This is a genomic window from Yoonia sp. D2-7 (assembly GCF_055809435.1).
On record NZ_CM147912.1, the window covers coordinates 357624 to 373959 of the forward strand.

At 56.0% G+C, this 16336-nt stretch carries 18 protein-coding genes; 14 read left to right on the forward strand and 4 right to left on the reverse strand.

Annotation, left to right across the window (positions count from 1 at the left end):
• The first annotated feature begins 14 nt into the window (after positions 1-14).
• From AC0L7R_RS01610 to dxs, 14 genes are all read left to right on the forward strand, one after another.
• Complete coding sequence (locus AC0L7R_RS01610) at positions 15-893, forward strand: polyprenyl synthetase family protein (RefSeq protein WP_473658513.1); 879 nt, start codon at positions 15-17, stop codon at positions 891-893.
• Complete coding sequence (locus tag AC0L7R_RS01615; RefSeq protein ID WP_473658514.1) at positions 893-2035, forward strand: methyltransferase; 1143 nt, start codon at positions 893-895, stop codon at positions 2033-2035. Before AC0L7R_RS01610 ends, AC0L7R_RS01615 begins: the two co-directional genes overlap by 1 nt.
• A 104-nt stretch (positions 2036-2139) precedes the next feature.
• Complete coding sequence (gene bchC, locus AC0L7R_RS01620) at positions 2140-3078, forward strand: chlorophyll synthesis pathway protein BchC (RefSeq protein ID WP_473658516.1); 939 nt, start codon at positions 2140-2142, stop codon at positions 3076-3078.
• Positions 3075-4076, forward strand: coding sequence for a chlorophyllide a reductase iron protein subunit X (locus AC0L7R_RS01625; protein WP_473658518.1), 1002 nt, complete (start codon positions 3075-3077; stop codon positions 4074-4076). Before bchC ends, AC0L7R_RS01625 begins: the two co-directional genes overlap by 4 nt.
• Positions 4063-4209: a hypothetical protein gene (locus tag AC0L7R_RS01630; RefSeq protein ID WP_473658520.1), complete on the forward strand. Its 147-nt coding sequence runs from the start codon at positions 4063-4065 to the stop codon at positions 4207-4209. Before AC0L7R_RS01625 ends, AC0L7R_RS01630 begins: the two co-directional genes overlap by 14 nt.
• Positions 4199-5782, forward strand: a complete 1584-nt coding sequence (gene bchY, locus AC0L7R_RS01635; protein ID WP_473658522.1) for a chlorophyllide a reductase subunit Y — start codon at positions 4199-4201, stop codon at positions 5780-5782. The genes AC0L7R_RS01630 and bchY overlap by 11 nt, the downstream gene beginning before the upstream one ends.
• Positions 5782-7242, forward strand: coding sequence for a chlorophyllide a reductase subunit Z (bchZ, locus tag AC0L7R_RS01640; protein WP_473658524.1), 1461 nt, complete (start codon positions 5782-5784; stop codon positions 7240-7242). Before bchY ends, bchZ begins: the two co-directional genes overlap by 1 nt.
• Positions 7239-7463, forward strand: a complete 225-nt coding sequence (gene pufQ, locus AC0L7R_RS01645) for a cytochrome PufQ (protein ID WP_247127855.1) — start codon at positions 7239-7241, stop codon at positions 7461-7463. The genes bchZ and pufQ overlap by 4 nt, the downstream gene beginning before the upstream one ends.
• A 122-nt stretch (positions 7464-7585) precedes the next feature.
• Entirely contained in the window at positions 7586-7744 is a 159-nt protein-coding gene (gene pufB / locus AC0L7R_RS01650; RefSeq protein ID WP_473658525.1) for a light-harvesting antenna LH1, beta subunit, read from the forward strand.
• A 12-nt stretch (positions 7745-7756) separates the two neighbouring features.
• Positions 7757-7921 carry a light-harvesting antenna LH1, alpha subunit gene (gene pufA, locus AC0L7R_RS01655; protein ID WP_247127853.1) on the forward strand — a complete coding sequence of 55 codons (165 nt, stop codon included), beginning with the start codon at positions 7757-7759 and terminating at the stop codon, positions 7919-7921.
• A 128-nt stretch (positions 7922-8049) separates the two neighbouring features.
• On the forward strand, positions 8050-8898 hold the full coding sequence (gene pufL, locus AC0L7R_RS01660; RefSeq protein ID WP_247127852.1) for a photosynthetic reaction center subunit L: 849 nt from the start codon (positions 8050-8052) through the stop codon (positions 8896-8898).
• A complete protein-coding gene (gene pufM, locus AC0L7R_RS01665) occupies positions 8891-9817 on the forward strand; it encodes a photosynthetic reaction center subunit M (RefSeq protein WP_473658526.1) in 927 nt (308 codons plus the stop codon). The genes pufL and pufM overlap by 8 nt, the downstream gene beginning before the upstream one ends.
• Positions 9818-9828: 11 nt before the next feature.
• Positions 9829-10065, forward strand: coding sequence for an RC-LH1 core complex protein PufX (gene pufX / locus AC0L7R_RS01670; RefSeq protein WP_247127850.1), 237 nt, complete (start codon positions 9829-9831; stop codon positions 10063-10065).
• A gap of 188 nt (positions 10066-10253) precedes the next feature.
• Positions 10254-12176, forward strand: coding sequence for a 1-deoxy-D-xylulose-5-phosphate synthase (gene dxs / locus AC0L7R_RS01675; protein WP_473658527.1), 1923 nt, complete (start codon positions 10254-10256; stop codon positions 12174-12176).
• On the opposite strand, the gene AC0L7R_RS01680 is transcribed toward dxs, so the two are convergent.
• From AC0L7R_RS01680 to AC0L7R_RS01695, 4 genes are all read right to left on the reverse strand, one after another.
• A complete protein-coding gene (locus tag AC0L7R_RS01680; protein ID WP_473658528.1) occupies positions 12169-13272 on the reverse strand; it encodes a methyl-accepting chemotaxis protein in 1104 nt (367 codons plus the stop codon). The genes dxs and AC0L7R_RS01680 overlap by 8 nt on opposite strands.
• Positions 13273-13340: 68 nt before the next feature.
• On the reverse strand, positions 13341-13874 hold the full coding sequence (gene idi, locus AC0L7R_RS01685) for an isopentenyl-diphosphate Delta-isomerase (RefSeq protein WP_473658529.1): 534 nt from the start codon (positions 13872-13874) through the stop codon (positions 13341-13343).
• Positions 13871-15052, reverse strand: coding sequence for a geranylgeranyl diphosphate reductase (locus AC0L7R_RS01690; protein WP_473658530.1), 1182 nt, complete (start codon positions 15050-15052; stop codon positions 13871-13873). Before AC0L7R_RS01690 ends, idi begins: the two co-directional genes overlap by 4 nt.
• Positions 15053-15054: 2 nt before the next feature.
• The gene (locus AC0L7R_RS01695) at positions 15055-16335 is read right to left on the reverse strand and encodes a PucC family protein (protein ID WP_473658531.1); all 1281 of its coding nucleotides are present in this window, start codon (positions 16333-16335) and stop codon (positions 15055-15057) included.
• Between the last annotated feature and the right edge of the window lies 1 nt (position 16336).

The window sequence follows — 16336 nt, forward strand, 5'->3', positions numbered from 1 at the left end:
CACACGAGGATATCATGAAGATAGCGGAACGGATCGATGCGACGATGGCAGACGCTATTCGGTCGGGGCAGGGCGGGGTCGCGCCAGCCAAATTGTCCGCTGCGCTGAACTATGCGGTCACGCCGGGTGGTGCGCGCATTCGACCGACGATCTTGACGTCGGTTGCTTTAGCCTGTGGAGACGACAGGCCCGCGTTGACAAATGCCGCTGGCGTGGCGCTTGAACTTATTCATTGCGCCAGCCTCGTGCACGACGATCTGCCTTGCTTCGATGATGCGGACATGCGGCGCGGTAAACCCGCACTGCACAAAGCGTTTTCCGAACCGCTAGCGGTTTTGGCGGGCGATAGTTTGATTGTCATGGGGTTTCAGATTTTGGCCCGCGCTGCAGGCGATGTGCCACAGCGCACCTTAGGCCTGATCGATATCTTGGGCACCCGAACGGGAATGCCCTTTGGGATTTGTGCGGGGCAGGGATGGGAAAGCGAAGCGACGATTGATCTTTCCGCCTATCACCAAGCAAAAACAGGTGCATTGTTCATTGCGGCGACGCAGATGGGGGCGGTGGCCGCTGGACAAGAACCGGGACCATGGGAAGAATTGGGTGCGCGTATTGGCGAGGCGTTTCAGGTCGCAGACGATTTACGGGACGCCTTATGTGATGAGGTAACACTGGGCAAACCCGCAGGTCAGGATGATCTGCATGGGCGTCCAAATGCTGTTGCTGTTTACGGCGTGCAGGGTGCGATCCAACGGTTCGATAACATTTTGGGCGGGGCAATTTCGTCCATTCCCGCTTGTCCGGGGGAAGCCGCCTTGGCTCAAATGGTGCGCGCTTATGCGGATCGATTGGTTCCTGCAGATGCACGACGGCCGCGTGTTGCGGGCGAATAATGGCGGACACCGCATTTCCAGCCGATAAAGTGACCACGCAGAGCGGACCTAAGACCAGCCGCTGGTTGCGTCTTCTGGCGAACCCGAAATTCCAGACATGGGCGGCGCGTTTCCCGCTGACGCGACGGTTGGTGCGGCGCGAAGGCGAGGCGATGTTTGATATCGTCGCGGGGTTTTGTCATGCGCAGATTTTGCAGGCCGTCGTAAAATTTCAATTGCCTGATTTGCTGCTTGAACAACCAATGCCAGCCGATGCGCTGGCACGTGCTTGCAACGTTCCGAATGAACGGATGATTGTCCTAATCAACGGCGCTGCTGCGCTAAAGCTGGTTAAGGTACGACGCGACGGCTTGATCGGTTTGACGAGCAGGGGTGCAGCGCTTGCTGGGGTGCCCGGTCTACAGGGGATGATCGCCCATCATGATGTCCTTTACCGTGATTTATCTGATCCAGTTGCGTTTTTTCGCGGTGAAACCGAAACAGAACTAGCCGCATTTTGGCCTTACGTGTTCGGCGCAGATGGTGCGACGGATGCGTCAGTCACCGCGCGCTATTCGGAATTGATGGCTGATAGTCAGTCTTTGGTTGCCGCCGACACCTTGGATATTGTCCCGCTTCACGGGGTGCGCCGTTTGATGGATGTTGGCGGCGGAACGGGTGCGTTTTTGTCTGCTGTCGGCGCGCGCTATGGCGATATGAACCTGACGCTGTTTGACCTGCCTGCCGTTGCGCCTTTTGCGCAGGATCGATTCGATAAGCTTGGTTTGACCGGGCGCACGCGCATCGTTTCGGGGTCATTTCGCAACGATCCTTTGCCTGATGATGCCGACATGATCAGTCTGGTGCGGGTGCTTTACGATCACGACGACGACACAGTTCGGCGGCTTTTACGCGCGGTTTTTGCGGCGTTACCGGCAGCAGGACGGGTCCTGATTTCTGAACCGATGACGGGCGGGGTACAGCCGGAAAAGGCCGGAGATGCCTATTTCGCACTGTATTGCATGGCGATGCGGACAGGACGCGCGCGGTCGTCTGCCGAAATCGCAGCGTTGCTATCCGATGCAGGTTTCACCGATGTCCAAATCCCCCGTGCGAAGCGTCGTTTCATCACGTCCGCTGTCGTCGCTGTAAAGCCAGCCTGACACAAGTGCTGTCCATAATGATTGACATAGTGATGTGTCAGGCTAAACTGACACAAAGACAAAATGTCGCATCGTGATTCACGCACCGCGACGGGGAGAAATAGTTGGAAACGCAGGCGGTTATCTTAAACGCACCGGGCAAGCTTGATCTTGATGTCGTGGGTATGACGCCGCCAACTGCGACCGATATTGTTGTCGCCGTCCGCCATTCTGGCATCTCTACCGGTACTGAAAAACTGTTTTGGTCAGGTGACATGCCGCCGTTTCCGGGCATGGGGTACCCGTTGATCCCGGGCTACGAAGCGGCTGGTGAGGTCGTCGAGGTGGGTCGCGATTCCGGTTTTCGGGTCGGCGAACATGTGTTTGTACCGGGTGCCAGTTGTTACGAAGGTGCGTTTGGTCTGTTTGGCGCTGCCGCGGCGACTCTTGTCACCGATGCGGACCGTGTGACGCGGATTGATCGCGGTCTGGGGGCTGCTGGCGCGTTGCTAGCGCTTGCCGCGACTGCGCGACATGCCATGGCTGGTGAAGGAAAGGCGGTTCCTGACCTGATTGTCGGGCACGGTGTCTTGGGGCGGCTCTTGGCCCGTTTGACGGTTGCCGCCGGTGCGCCTGCCCCGACAGTTTGGGAAATTGATCCGGCCCGCATGCATGGGGCGGATAGGTACGATGTTGTGCGCCCCGAAGATGACGCGCGCCGCGACTACCGGTCGATCTACGATGCCTCCGGTGATGCCGGCCTGTTGAATGACCTGATGGGCCGTATCGCTAAGGGCGGCGAAATTGTTCTGGCGGGTTTCTATACGGCCCCGATCAGTTTTGCGTTTCCGCCTGCCTTTATGAAAGAGGCGCGTTTGCGGATCGCGTCAGAATGGGTCGCTGACGACATGACTGCGACGAAGGCTTTGGTCGAAAGCGGGACGTTGCGCCTTGATGACCTGATCACGCACACCGACACGGCTGCCAATGCGCCGGACGCTTACACGACGGCGTTCACGGACCCCGCATGCCTGAAGATGATTTTGAATTGGAGCGCTGCATGAAGGATGAAATCCCGAACCTGAAGGACTACGACCAAGCGCTCCGTGATGAAGCGGCGGAGCCGTCGTTGGAAGTGCCGCAGGGCGAACCAACCTCAAAAACGCAGATCATCGCCATTTACGGCAAAGGCGGGATCGGCAAATCGTTCACGCTCGCGAACCTGTCACACATGATGGCTGAAATGGGCAAGCGCGTGCTGCTGATCGGGTGTGACCCCAAGTCAGATACGACCAGTCTGCTTTTCGGCGGTAAAGCCTGCCCCACCATCATCGAAACCTCTGCGAAAAAGAAGATCGCGGGGGAAGAGGTCAAGATCGGTGATGTCTGTTTCAAGCGCGGTGGCGTTTTTGCAATGGAACTGGGCGGGCCCGAGGTCGGACGGGGTTGTGGTGGTCGCGGGATCATCCACGGGTTCGAATTGCTCGAAAAATTAGGGTTCCACGATTGGGACTTTGATTATGTGTTGCTCGATTTTCTGGGCGACGTTGTTTGCGGCGGCTTCGGTCTGCCGATTGCGCGCGATATGGCGCAGAAAGTTATTCTTGTAGGCTCTAATGATTTACAATCGCTATATGTTGCTAACAATGTCTGTTCGGCAGTCGAATACTTCCGCAAGCTTGGAGGTAACGTTGGGGTTGCCGGTCTTGTTATTAACAAGGACGATGGAACAGGCGAAGCGCAAGCATTTGCCAAGGCCGTAGATATTCCCGTTCTTGCGGCGATCCCGCAGGACGACGATCTTCGTAAAAAATCAGCAAATTATCAAATCGTTGGCACCAAACAAAGCCAATGGGGTGAAATGTTTGAAGGACTGGCAGAGGCGGTTGGCGTAGCCCCACCCGTTCGGCCAACGCCGCTGGATCAAGATGGTTTGTTGGGCCTTTTCGACGCCAAAGATACCGGCGCGGATTACCAACTGATCCCAGCAACTGACGTCGATATGCGCGGCAAAAACGCGAAACCCAAAGAAAGCTTGGAGGTCATCTATGATGAAGTCTGAGTCTGAAAATGTAGATATCTCAAACATCTACGCGTTGTTGCTACAAGCCATGCCAGAAATCGCGACGCGTTTGCAGCAAGATGATCGCGAAACCGAAAATCGGCCAGAAACACAGCGTGCCCATGACAGCTGATAACGACATCCAAGGTTATGACGTGGGCTATGACGCCGCCGGAAACGTGCAGATCACGGCTGGTGACGGGCGGTCAAACGTCGATGAAACCACAGCCCTTCAAGGCGGATGCACTGCTGGCGCTACAACGATGAAAGCTGCCGCAGTCGCTGCCGGTCAATCCGAAATGCTGGACCAATTCGCCCGCGACTACCCGCAAGGTCCGCATGATCAACCGCAATCCATGTGTCCTGCCTTTGGGTCGTTGCGCGTTGGGCTGCGAATGAAACGCGTGGCGACGGTGCTGAGCGGGTCGGCGTGTTGCGTTTATGGGTTGACGTTCGTGTCCCATTTTTACGGCGCGCGACGGTCCGTGGGTTATGTGCCGTTCAATTCGGAAACACTGGTAACGGGCAAGTTGTTCGAAGACATTCGCGCCAGCGTCCACGACATAGCCGATCCCGACAAATACGACGCGATTGTTGTGACAAACCTATGTGTGCCAACCGCGTCTGGCGTGCCATTACGGCTTTTGCCTAAGGAAATCAACGGCGTCAGGATTGTTGGCATTGATGTGCCGGGTTTCGGCATTCCCACACACGCCGAAGCGAAAGATGTCCTCGCGGGGGCCATGCTTAGCTACGCACGTGAAGAAATTAACGCAGGACCGGTCCAAGCGCCCGTTGGCGGAAAATCTGATCGGCCGACCGTCGCCTTGTTAGGCGAAATGTTCCCTGCGGACCCTATGATGATTGGGGCGATGTTGGCCCCGATGGGCCTTGCCGCTGGTCCAACTGTGCCGACACGCGAATGGCGCGAACTATATGCGGCACTTGATTGCAGCGCAGTTGCCGCGATCCATCCGTTCTACACCGCGTCGATCCGCGAATTTCAGGCGGCAGGTCGTCCGATTGTCGGGTCCGCGCCTGTCGGCTACGACGGGACGGCAGCGTGGCTCGCGGGGATTGGTGACGCATTTAATATCAAACCGGATCAAATCGCAGCCGCGCAGAACGCGTTTTTGCCTGCAATCAAAGGTGCACTGGCTGGTGCCCAGATCAACGGAACAATCACGCTGTCCGGTTACGAAGGGTCCGAACTGTTGGTGGCCCGCCTGCTAATCGAAAGCGGCGCGCAGGTGCCATATGTCGGCACGGCTTGCCCGAAAACACCTTGGTCTGCTGATGACGCAGCATGGCTTGAAGCCAAAGGTGTCACCGTGAAATTCCGTGCGTCGCTCGAGGATGATCTGGCTGCAGTTGATGCGATTAAACCCGATCTCGCGATTGGTACGACGCCTGTCGTCCAGCACGCCAAAGAACGCGCCATTCCGTCGCTTTACTTCACGAACTTGATTTCCGCGCGTCCTTTGATGGGGCCTGCCGGGGCAGGGTCGCTTGCGCAAGTGGTCAACGCGGCCATCAACGGCGCGGAGAAAATGAACAAGATGAAGGCGTTTTTTGAAGGTGTCGGCGCGGGCGACACAGCTGGCGTTTGGTCAGATAACCCGAATTTGCGTCCTGATTTCCGTGCCGCACATCAAAAGAAGATCGACAAAGCAGCCCGCGTCGCCAAAGCGCAGGAGATGATCTGATGCTTGTCACCGATCATGATCGCGCGGGCGGATATTGGGGTGCTGTTTACGCATTTTGCGCCGTCAAAGGCCTGCAAGTGGTGATCGACGGCCCAGTCGGCTGCGAAAATCTGCCTGTGACGTCCGTCTTGCATTACACCGACGGCCTGCCGCCGCACGAATTGCCGATTGTCGTAACTGGCCTTGGCGAAACCGAGATGGGCGAAGGCACCGAAGAAGCGATGAAACGCGCTTGGGACGTGCTTGATCCCGCTTTGCCCGCCGTCGTTGTGACAGGGTCAATTGCCGAAATGATCGGTGGCGGGGTCACCCCGCAAGGCACAAATATCCAACGGTTTTTGCCACGCACGATTGATGAAGATCAGTGGGAATGTGCGGATCGTGCGATGACGTGGATTTTTACAGAATTTGGCATGACCAAGGGTCGGATGCCGCCGGAAAAGAAGCGCGACGAAGCCGCAAAGCCGCGCGTGAATATCCTTGGGCCGATGTATGGCACGTTCAATATGCCCTCCGATTTGGCAGAGATACGGCGTCTGGTCGAAGGCATCGGCGCCGAGATCAACATGGTCATGCCGCTGGGTGCGCATCTGGCTGAAATGCGCAATCTGGTGAACGCGGATGTTAACGTTTGTATGTACCGCGAATTTGGGCGCGGGCTGTGTGAAGTGTTGGGGAAACCCTATCTGCAAGCACCGTTTGGTATCGATTCAACAACGAAATTCCTGCGCAGTTTGGGCGATCTTACGGGCCTCGATCCCGAGCCCTTCATCGCGCGTGAGAAGCATTCGACGATCAAACCTGTCTGGGATTTGTGGCGGTCCGTCACGCAGGATTTCTTTGCGACTGCGGAATTCGGCATTGTCGCGTCCGAAACCTACACGCGTGGCATCCGCAATTATCTTGAAGGCGATCTTGGGTTTCCCTGCGCGTTTGCGGTGTCGCGGTGTCGCGGTAAGAAGACCAATAACGACGAAGTCCGCAGTCTGATCCACACAAAGCGGCCCTTGGTTGTTTTAGGGTCGATCAACGAAAAAATGTATATGGCAGAAATGAAAGCGGGCTTTGGGCCTGCGCCGAATTTCATACCTGCCAGTTTTCCTGGCGCGGCGATCCGGCGACATACCGGGACGCCGTTCATGGGCTACAGCGGTGCGACGTATCTGTTGCAAGAGGTCTGTAATGGGCTGTTTGACAGCCTGTTCCATATCCTGCCGCTGGCTACGGATATGGACGAAACGGATGCCACTTTGACGCCCTTGCGGCGCGATTTTCCTTGGGATGCAGATGCGCAGGCCAAGTTGGATCAGATCGTAGCATCGCATCCAATACTCACACGAATTTCCGCAGCGAAAACGCTGCGTGATGCGGCTGAACGGGCCGCTCTCGATGCAGGGGCCGACCGCGTGGTTCTGGAAACTGTCGAGACATTGCAGACTTCAACGGGAGGACGATCATGACCGATTTCACCACAGATGCGCCACTAGTGCGCGAAAAGACGGCCCCGCCGACGCGTGAATACTACGTCTATTTCGGCATCATCTTTCTGGCGACATTGCCGCTGTCGGCTTTGACGTGGACGCTGACCGCTGCGCGTCAAATGGCCTTTCCGGACAAAGGCCCAGTCGCACGGGCATGGACTCAAGCCCGCATCATTACGCCGCATATTTTCTCGGCCTGAGATCACTGCGCATAGTTTCGTCGTCCCCCCTCGGTACGGCGGATTAGGGCAGGGGATGAGCCCCTGTCGTAACCCAGCCGCGGGGGGTGCGCGGTGTCAGAACCAATATTTGGAGACAAAACATGGCTGACAAATCTGACCTGTCTTTCACAGGTCTCACTGACGAGCAGGCCCAGGAGCTGCACTCAGTCTATATGAGCGGTTTCGCGATCTTCACGATCGTCGCGGTCATCGCTCATTTTCTGACGTACATCAAGCTCCCTTGGTTTGCTTGGGGTTAAGGAGACCTATCGATGGCACAGTTCTATAAGATCTGGTTGGTATTCGACCCGCGCCGCGTGTTCGTGGCACAGGGCGTATTCCTATTCTTGCTAGCTGCGATGATTCATCTCGTCCTGCTCAGCAACCCCCAGACAAATTGGTTCGAGCGCGCATTCGCAGTTGAAGCTGCTGAATAAGCGCCTCGTGATCCTTCAAAAAAGCTGCGGGCGGACAACATCTGCCCGCCCGTAGCAAACACCAATGAAGAGAGCGACAGGACAGGCCCGGCGTGGCCGCGCGGCCTGTCATGGATGGAGTAAGACACATGGCGCAACTCAGTTTTGAGAGAAAGTATCGCGTCAAGGGCGGCACCCTGTTGGGTGGGGACCTGTTCGACTTCTGGGTTGGCCCGTTTTACGTGGGCTTCTTTGGGGTCACCACGTTCTTTTTCGCAGTCCTTGGGACGATTTTGATTTTTTACGGGGCCAGCCAAGGCCCGACGTGGAACCCGTGGTTGATATCAATTAACCCGCCACCGCTTGAATACGGCTTGGGCGCCGCACCGCTATTGGAAGGCGGCTTGTGGCAGTTGATTACGATTTGTGCTGTTGGTGCCTTTAGTAGTTGGGCGCTGCGTGAAGTTGAGATTTGTCGCAAATTAGGCATGGGAATACATGTTCCTTTAGCATTTAGCGTCGCAATCCTTGCCTACGTCACACTCGTCGTCATCCGTCCGGTGTTGCTGGGCGCATGGGGGCACGCGTTCCCATACGGTATTTTCAGCCACCTCGATTGGGTGAACAACGTGGGCTACGCCTACGGCAACTTTCACTACAATCCGGCCCACATGATTGCGATCTCGTTCTTCTGGATCACGGCTGTGGCGTTGGCGCTGCATGGATCGCTGGTCTTGTCCGCTGTGAACACGCCGAAGGGCACAGAGATTAAATCACCTGATCACGAAGACACCTATTTCCGCGATCTGATCGGCTATTCGATCGGGCCGTTGGGGATTCACCGGCTTGGCCTTTTCCTCGCGTTAAGCGCTGGTTTCTGGTCGGCGGTCTGCATCGTGATTTCAGGCACCGTCTGGTTCGATGTGTGGGCTGACTGGTGGTATTGGTATGTCGATCTGCCGTGGTGGGTCAATCTGGAGGGCGGCATCAATGGCTGAGTATCAGAACATCTTCACCCAAGTTCAGGTTCAAGGGCCTGCTGAAATGGGCGTCTCTGGCGGTGCAACCACCGACAGAGAACGGACCAAAAGTGCGGGCTTTTCCACCATCGCTGGGTGGTTCGGAAATGCCCAATTGGGTCCCGTTCATCTTGGGTCATACGGGCTTGTTGCGGTCGTATCTTTTGCAGCATGGTTCTTCATCATCGGGATGAATTTCTGGGCGCAGGCGGGTTACCACCCCGGTGTCTTTGCCCGCGACCTGTTCTACTTTTCACTCGAACCGCCCGGTCCTGAATATGGTCTCGGGTTTGCGCCCCTCGCCGAAGGCGGTTGGTGGCTGATCGCCAGCTTCTTCTTTCTCGTCGGCTGCTGCACATGGTGGATCCGGACGTACAATCGGGCCGCAGCCCTTGGCATGGGGATGCACGTTGCTTGGGCCTTTACTGCCCTTCTGTGGTTGATCTTTGTGTTGAACTTGATCCGGCCGATCATGATGGGCAGTTGGTCAGAGGCAGTGCCTTACGGCATCTTCAGTCACCTTGATTGGACGAACCTGTTCTCCATCACGCACGGCAACCTGTTCTACAATCCGTTCCACGCGCTTTCGATTGCGTTCTTGTACGGATCAGCCCTGCTGTTTGCGATGCATGGCGCGACGATCCTTGCGGTCAGCCGTTTTGGCGGGGAACGCGAAATCGAACAGATTGTGGATCGTGGAACAGCGTCTGAAAGGGCCGCTTTGTTCTGGCGCTGGACCATGGGCTTTAACGCCACGATGGAAGGTATCCACCGTTGGGCGTGGTGGTTCGCCGTGTTGACGCCATTGACTGGCGGGATCGGCATTCTGCTGTCCGGCACGGTTGTTGAAAACTGGTTTGTCTGGGCGCAGGTCCACGGCTTTGCACCTGTGAATTAAGGAGAAACGCAATGAGCGACGATAATGATATCCTTGGCACGGACGGGCGCAGCCGACTGACAGCCGACATCACCTTTTTGATGCTCAAGGGTGGGGGGTACGCCTTGGTATTTTGCCTCGCACTTTGGTTGCTGTTCGCAGTCTTGGTCGGCATCAGCAAGGTCTTGCCGGAAGACAGCAAATTCAATCCTGATCCTAACTTGCAAGGGTCGCTTGCACTGCCCACGGCACCCTTGCTGATCACGTAAAGCATTGGTCGCCGGCGGCGCAGATGCCACCGCCTGCGACCTACGCCGTCGGGCCACCCTCCCTGGTCGGTCCGTCTTGAGGGGGTCCACACCCTTTCAGTTCCCTCCTGTTGGCTACAGGATCTTGGCGTCGCAACTTTAGATTTTCTATTGGTGCGGCGCCTTTTTCATTGCGAAAGGTGGCTCCAATGAACCGTTTTCCGACGCCGTTCCTCGATAAAATCGCAGGCCCCGCTGACCTGAAAGGGTTGCCTGATAGCGCTTTGAAATCGCTCGCAGACGAAGTGCGTAACGAAGTCATCAAAGCTGTATCGCAAACTGGTGGCCATCTTGGATCGTCATTGGGCGTGGTGGAATTGGCCGTCGCGATCCACGCGGTGTTTGATACGCCGCGGGACAAATTGGTCTGGGATGTTGGGCATCAGTGCTACCCCCATAAGATACTGACGGGCAGGCGTGACCGCATGACGACACTGCGCCAAGAAGGCGGGCTGTCCGGTTTCACAAAACGCGCCGAAAGCGACTATGATCCATTTGGCGCGGCGCATTCATCGACCTCAATTTCGGCCGCCCTTGGCTTTACTGTCGGGCGGGATATGGGAATGCCGACGGGTGACGCAATTGCGGTCATCGGCGATGGATCAATCAGCGCTGGCATGGCCTATGAAGCGATGAACAACGCGGGTTCTGAAGGGCGACGCATGTTTGTCATTCTCAACGATAACGAGATGTCGATCGCGCCACCCGTGGGTGCGATGTCGAAATATATGTCTTCGCTCTACGCATCACCCTTGGGCGACATGCATCGTATGGCCGAAGGGTTTGAGGCCGCTCTTCCTGGTCCACTCCGTGACCACGCGCGACGGGCACGGCAGTTGGTCACTGGTGCGACGGGCGGGCAAAGCACGCTATTCGAAGAGCTTGGTTTTTCTTACATCGGTCCAATAGATGGCCATGATATGGACCAAGTGTTGCAGGTATTGCGGACTGCCAAAACACGGGCAACGGGCCCTGTTTTGATTCACGCCTGTACAGTGAAAGGCAAGGGGTACGCGCCTGCAGAAAGCAGCAATGATAAATACCACGGTGTGTCCAAATTTGATGTTGGCACGGGCCAGCAGGCGAAATCCCGTCCTAATGCGCCAAGTTATACGAAGGTTTTTGGAGGCGCACTAACCGTTGAGGCGCAGCATGATCCTACAATTGTCGCTGTGACTGCGGCAATGCCGTCCGGTACCGGCCTTGATATCATGGCCAACACATTCCCCAAAAGGGTTTTTGATGTCGGGATTGCCGAACAGCACGGGGTGACCTTTGCAGCGGGAATGGCTGCCAGCGGGTTAAAACCATTTTGCGCGATCTATTCCACCTTTTTGCAACGAGGATACGATCAGGTTGTGCATGATGTTGCTTTGCAAAATCTCCCAGTGCGTTTTGCGATTGATCGGGCGGGATTGGTCGGGGCGGATGGGCCGACCCATGCGGGTGCCTTTGACATCGGCTATCTGACTGCCTTGCCAAACATGGTGGTCATGGCTGCCGCCGATGAAGCAGAGCTGATGTCGATGGTGCGGACAGCGGCCGCCCACGATACCAGCCCTATTGCATTCCGGTATCCACGTGGCGAAGGCGAAGGTGTCACTTTGCCCGCACGCGGGGAAATTCTTGAAATCGGCAAAGGGCGCATTGTGCAGCAGGGCGAAGACGTTGCGATTTTGTCGTTCGGGGCGCATCTCGGTGAAAGCAAAAAGGCCGCCCAATTGATTGAGACGCAAGGGTATTCAGTGACAATTGCTGATGCGAGATTTGCGAAGCCGTTGGATTACAAAATGATCACCGACTTAGTGCGGCAACACCGGGCGCTGGTGACTGTCGAACAGGGCGCGAAAGGCGGGTTTGGCGCGATGGTCCTTCATCTGCTGGCCAATGAGGGGTTTCTTGATGGGCGTTGCCAAGTGCGGACCATGACTTTGCCAGATCGCTTTATTGATCAAGCTGCGCCAGATGCGATGTATGTCGACGCAGGGTTGGCTGCCGTTGATATTGCCGCGTCAGCGCTGCAAGCGATGGGTCAGCGGGCGCATCGCGGCCGTGCGTCGGTTTCTAGCTAGCTTTCCGAAAAGCGATGTCAGCGGGCGACATATACCGCAATGCGTCTTCGCAAAGTGTGATGTTATGCGCAGATCCGGTGACGGCCGCTTCGGTATTGGCTTTGATTTGACTGACATCGCGCGTCAATGACGCAAAGCTGGGAAGCTGGGCAGCAATGTTGGCGCGAAAGCTGGATAACTGTTGGCTAAGCCCGTTGATTTCCTGTTCAGCGCCTTCCGCGACTTGAACGCTACTATCAGTCTGGGAATACGCCTGCCGCAATCGTGTTTCCACGCTACTCACCTGACTGGTTAGTCTTTCAAGCGTGTCTTCTAATGTCCCCAAGACATTCGCAATCGTTGCAGTGTCGATGTTCGATTGTTCAGCCAGCGCACGTACTTCTTCAGCGATAACGCTAAAACCCCGACCGGCGTCACCTGCGCGCGCTGCTTCAACAGATGCGTTCAGCGACAAGAGGCGCACCTTCATACCCAATTCGTTGAGTGCTGCGGTTGCGTCCTTTACAGACGCAAACTGAGCCGAAAAATCACGCGCAATCGCGATGAACTTGGTTACGTCTTCAACAACATTTGCGGTGTCTTGGCGCAGATCGCTGATGCTGGTTGTTACCTGATGTGCATTGGTCTGTACGGTTTGAATTGCGGACGAAGTGTTGTCTGCATCTGCGCTAAGATGGCTCACATCGTCATTTATTTTTTCGCACCTCTGAATGAGATCATCGATGAAATGCACGCGTTCAGTCGATGATGTGTTCACGCGCAAGGCATTGCTTTTAATTTCTGAGATTGTCGCCTGTGCATTGGTGAAATCGAAACTCGGTTCGGGTTCAGCTGGGGGTGCAGGCACGGCAAATTCAGGCTTGAGTATCAATGTTTCAGGTTGATCAGGCGTAATCTTATCTGACTGCGCCTGGCCTGCCCAAACAGTTGCTATAGCAACCAGAAATGGCATCGCAGTCGCCATACCGATCCGAAGCCAATTCAACGTCGTAGCGTCCGTCAGGGCGCCAAATTGGGTCAAAGCGGTCGAGACCACAGATGCTAGAACGGAAAAGAGCAACGCGTAAAGAAGGATGCCGTTAGATATTCTTGGCACGGGGAATCACCTGAATTAGGACAATTTTGGTGATAATCCTTTAGAAACCATAAGGTGGCGTTAACGGCCTAACCGACGCGCGCCATATCGCCAAAAATAAGCGACATATGATCTGCTAAATAAATGCGCAGCCATGGCGTATAATTATCGGGATGCCGTTCGACCTCTGCGGCTAGATCGTAGATATCAACCCAACGCGTCGCCATGACTTCATCAGGGTTCGGCGCAATGTTTAAGTCCGACTGTGCTTCAGCCACGAACACCGCCACGACTTCGTGTTCGATGAGGCCGTCACCGACATCCGCGCGATATTCGATGGTGTCTTTGTAAACCGGAAATAGACCCTTAATACCAAGCTCTTCGTCCAGCCGGCGCACGGCGCAATCGGCGTCGTTTTCGTCCCAATCCGGATGGGTGCAACACGTATTCGCCCACAGGCCCGGCGTATGGTATTTGTGCATTGCGCGCTGCTGGATCAGAACGCGCCCTTGGTTCATGACAAACACACTCACGGCCTTATGCTTTAACCCGCGCACATGTGCGTCCAGCTTTTCAACAGGCGTCAATGTGCCGTTTACCCAGGCCGGGATCATGATCGTCATGTGCGCAGTACGGAAACCAGTCCAGAGAGATGTGCCAAGTTTTTCAGTCCGATTTTTAAATGGGCCATTGGGCGGGCCTTCACAAGCTTCTTGTTCATATAAGCCTCAAAGGTCAGCTTTTGCACGTCGACATCATGACACAGGGACACAAAACGTTCGCGGCGTTCGTCGGAACGGTAATACGCATTTTGCATCGCACCCAAAACCCTGAACACTTGCTTATGTTCGCGCATGAACAGCTTCCGCGCCAGTTGCAGGTCTTTGACGCGTCCGGACGCGAGGCTGGCCGCAGCAGCCGTCGCCGCAACACGTCCCCCGACCATAGCGTAATAAATGCCTTCGCCAGATGAAGGCGCGACAACACCGGCGGCATCGCCAGCGAGCACAACATCCTTGCCATTGTCCCACCGTTCCAAGGGTTTCAAAGGGATCGGCGCGCCTTCTTTGCGGATGGTTTTGCAGTCCGTCAGTCCGGCGGTTTCGCGCAAGGATGCGGTTGCAACCTTAACGTCAACAGACTTGATCATTGACCCCATTCCGATGCTGGCCTGCCCACCGTGCGGGAATATCCAGCCGTAAAAGTCAGGCGAAATCGCGCCATCATAGATCACATCGCAGCGCTCCGGATCGTATGTTTCTGTCTTTTTCGGTGCTTCAATAATCTCGTGATAGGCAATGACATAAGGGATTTTGTCACCGCCGGGGACTTCGGCTTTGGCCACACTGGACCGCGCGCCATCCGCGCCAATGACAAGTTTGGTTGTCAGTTTCGTGGTATTGCCGCCGATTTTGTCGCGGAACAGAACATGCGTACCCTCCGCATCACGTTCAATTTTTGTAAATGTTCCCGTGTAAGGATGCACGCCAGCGGCGACCGCGCGTTTGCGCAGAAAGGGGTCAAAGCATTCGCGATCCACCATCCCCACAAAGCCGTTTTCAATTGGGATATCGACGTGGCGTTGCGTTGGGGAAATCATGCGAGCCGTATTCACTTTGGCCACGATCATGTCGTCAGGGATAAAGAAATCAGCAATCAGGCGTGGTGGGATTGCCCCGCCACACGGTTTGATCCGTCCATCACGATCAATCATCGCGACCTTGTGCCCAGACCTTGCGAGGTCTTCAGCTGCGGTCGCACCAGACGGGCCGCCGCCAACAACAACAACGTCATATGTCATGATTACTCCCCCGGAACCATTGCAGCCCGTGGCGGGCTGCGGTCCATGATTTTTGCAGCCATCAATGTGGCCGCGATGAACAATGCGCCTTCAAATATGAAAACGAATCCAAATGCTTGGGCGTCTGTCGTTGCAAGGCGTAACAAATCGACCATCGCCGCACCGATCAGTCCGCCGAATCCGGCGGCGACAGCCTGTGCCGCCCCCCAAAGACCCATGCGGGTGCCTTCGCGTTGTGTATGGCCTTCGCCCGCCAGTGCCATCATCGACCCAATGGCCGCGACCGCGAACATGCCGTTAAAGAACCCGAGTGCGACGACCGCTGGCATCAACGGCGCACCCGGCCCGATAGGGCCAAGTAAAGTGATCACGGCTAATGCTGCGGCCGATCCCATACAGCCCGCCATGACCCAATTGCGCAATGATCCGCGTTTGAACCCCGTTGCAATGATCCCGACTGTCAGCATCCCGATGAAAACGCCGCCGTTTTGCGCCCCTGACAAGGACGTCGATTCACCCGGCGTGAAGGCAAAAACCAAACCAGCATAGGGTTCGAGGATCAGTTCCTGCATGAAATATGCGGTCATCGACAGAAAGACGAACAATGTGAAGTTTCGGGCTTTTGGTTCCGACCAGACGTCGCGCATGCCGTCCCAAAACGGTGTTGCGTCAGGCGTGCGCACAATCGCAAGCCTTCTTTCGATGCCCCAGACGGCGAGCACGGTGATCACGACTGCTCCGGTCACCACAACGCCTACGATTTTCAGCAAAAGTGCGGGCGTGTATGGATCAAGCAGTGTTCCGACGACGCCCGCCGACACAGCGATCCCAAAGATCATCATGAGCCACGTGATCGTCGCGGCTGCCGCCCTGCGCATCGGTGCGGTTGTCGTCGCCAATAGCGCCAAAAGCGATGTGCCCGACGCACCAACGCCAAGCCCGATCAATGCGTAGGCAACGATCGAAAGCGCTATCCCAATTGCAAACGATGTGGCCAATACTAACACGCCAACTGCTGCGAGCATTGCGCCTGCGGCCAAAGCAACCATCCCGCCAATGATCCATTGCGTGCGGTGTCCGCCTGCGTCCGATACGAACCCCCATTTAGGTCGCGTCATTTGGATGCCGTAGTGAAGCGCAACCAGTAAACCGGGCAAAACGGCAGGCAGCGATAGCTCTACCACCATCAACCGGTTCAGCGTGGATGTGGTCAACACGACAATCGAACCAAGCGCCATTTGCACGATGCCAAGTCTTACAATCTGAAGCCATGATAATGTCATT

Coding starts and splice junctions, on each gene's coding strand:
- bchY (WP_473658522.1), top strand. CDS start 4,199: ATGACAGCTGATAACGACATCCAAGGTTATGACGTGGGCTATGACGCC.
- bchZ (WP_473658524.1), top strand. CDS start 5,782: ATGCTTGTCACCGATCATGATCGCGCGGGCGGATATTGGGGTGCTGTT.
- pufB (WP_473658525.1), top strand. CDS start 7,586: ATGGCTGACAAATCTGACCTGTCTTTCACAGGTCTCACTGACGAGCAG.
- pufX (WP_247127850.1), top strand. CDS start 9,829: ATGAGCGACGATAATGATATCCTTGGCACGGACGGGCGCAGCCGACTG.
- pufL (WP_247127852.1), top strand. CDS start 8,050: ATGGCGCAACTCAGTTTTGAGAGAAAGTATCGCGTCAAGGGCGGCACC.
- AC0L7R_RS01695 (WP_473658531.1), bottom strand. CDS start 16,335: ATGACATTATCATGGCTTCAGATTGTAAGACTTGGCATCGTGCAAATG.
- pufQ (WP_247127855.1), top strand. CDS start 7,239: ATGACCGATTTCACCACAGATGCGCCACTAGTGCGCGAAAAGACGGCC.
- AC0L7R_RS01625 (WP_473658518.1), top strand. CDS start 3,075: ATGAAGGATGAAATCCCGAACCTGAAGGACTACGACCAAGCGCTCCGT.
- dxs (WP_473658527.1), top strand. CDS start 10,254: ATGAACCGTTTTCCGACGCCGTTCCTCGATAAAATCGCAGGCCCCGCT.
- AC0L7R_RS01690 (WP_473658530.1), bottom strand. CDS start 15,052: ATGACATATGACGTTGTTGTTGTTGGCGGCGGCCCGTCTGGTGCGACC.
- pufM (WP_473658526.1), top strand. CDS start 8,891: ATGGCTGAGTATCAGAACATCTTCACCCAAGTTCAGGTTCAAGGGCCT.
- AC0L7R_RS01610 (WP_473658513.1), top strand. CDS start 15: ATGAAGATAGCGGAACGGATCGATGCGACGATGGCAGACGCTATTCGG.
- pufA (WP_247127853.1), top strand. CDS start 7,757: ATGGCACAGTTCTATAAGATCTGGTTGGTATTCGACCCGCGCCGCGTG.
- AC0L7R_RS01630 (WP_473658520.1), top strand. CDS start 4,063: ATGATGAAGTCTGAGTCTGAAAATGTAGATATCTCAAACATCTACGCG.
- idi (WP_473658529.1), bottom strand. CDS start 13,874: ATGACGATCATGATCCCGGCCTGGGTAAACGGCACATTGACGCCTGTT.
- AC0L7R_RS01615 (WP_473658514.1), top strand. CDS start 893: ATGGCGGACACCGCATTTCCAGCCGATAAAGTGACCACGCAGAGCGGA.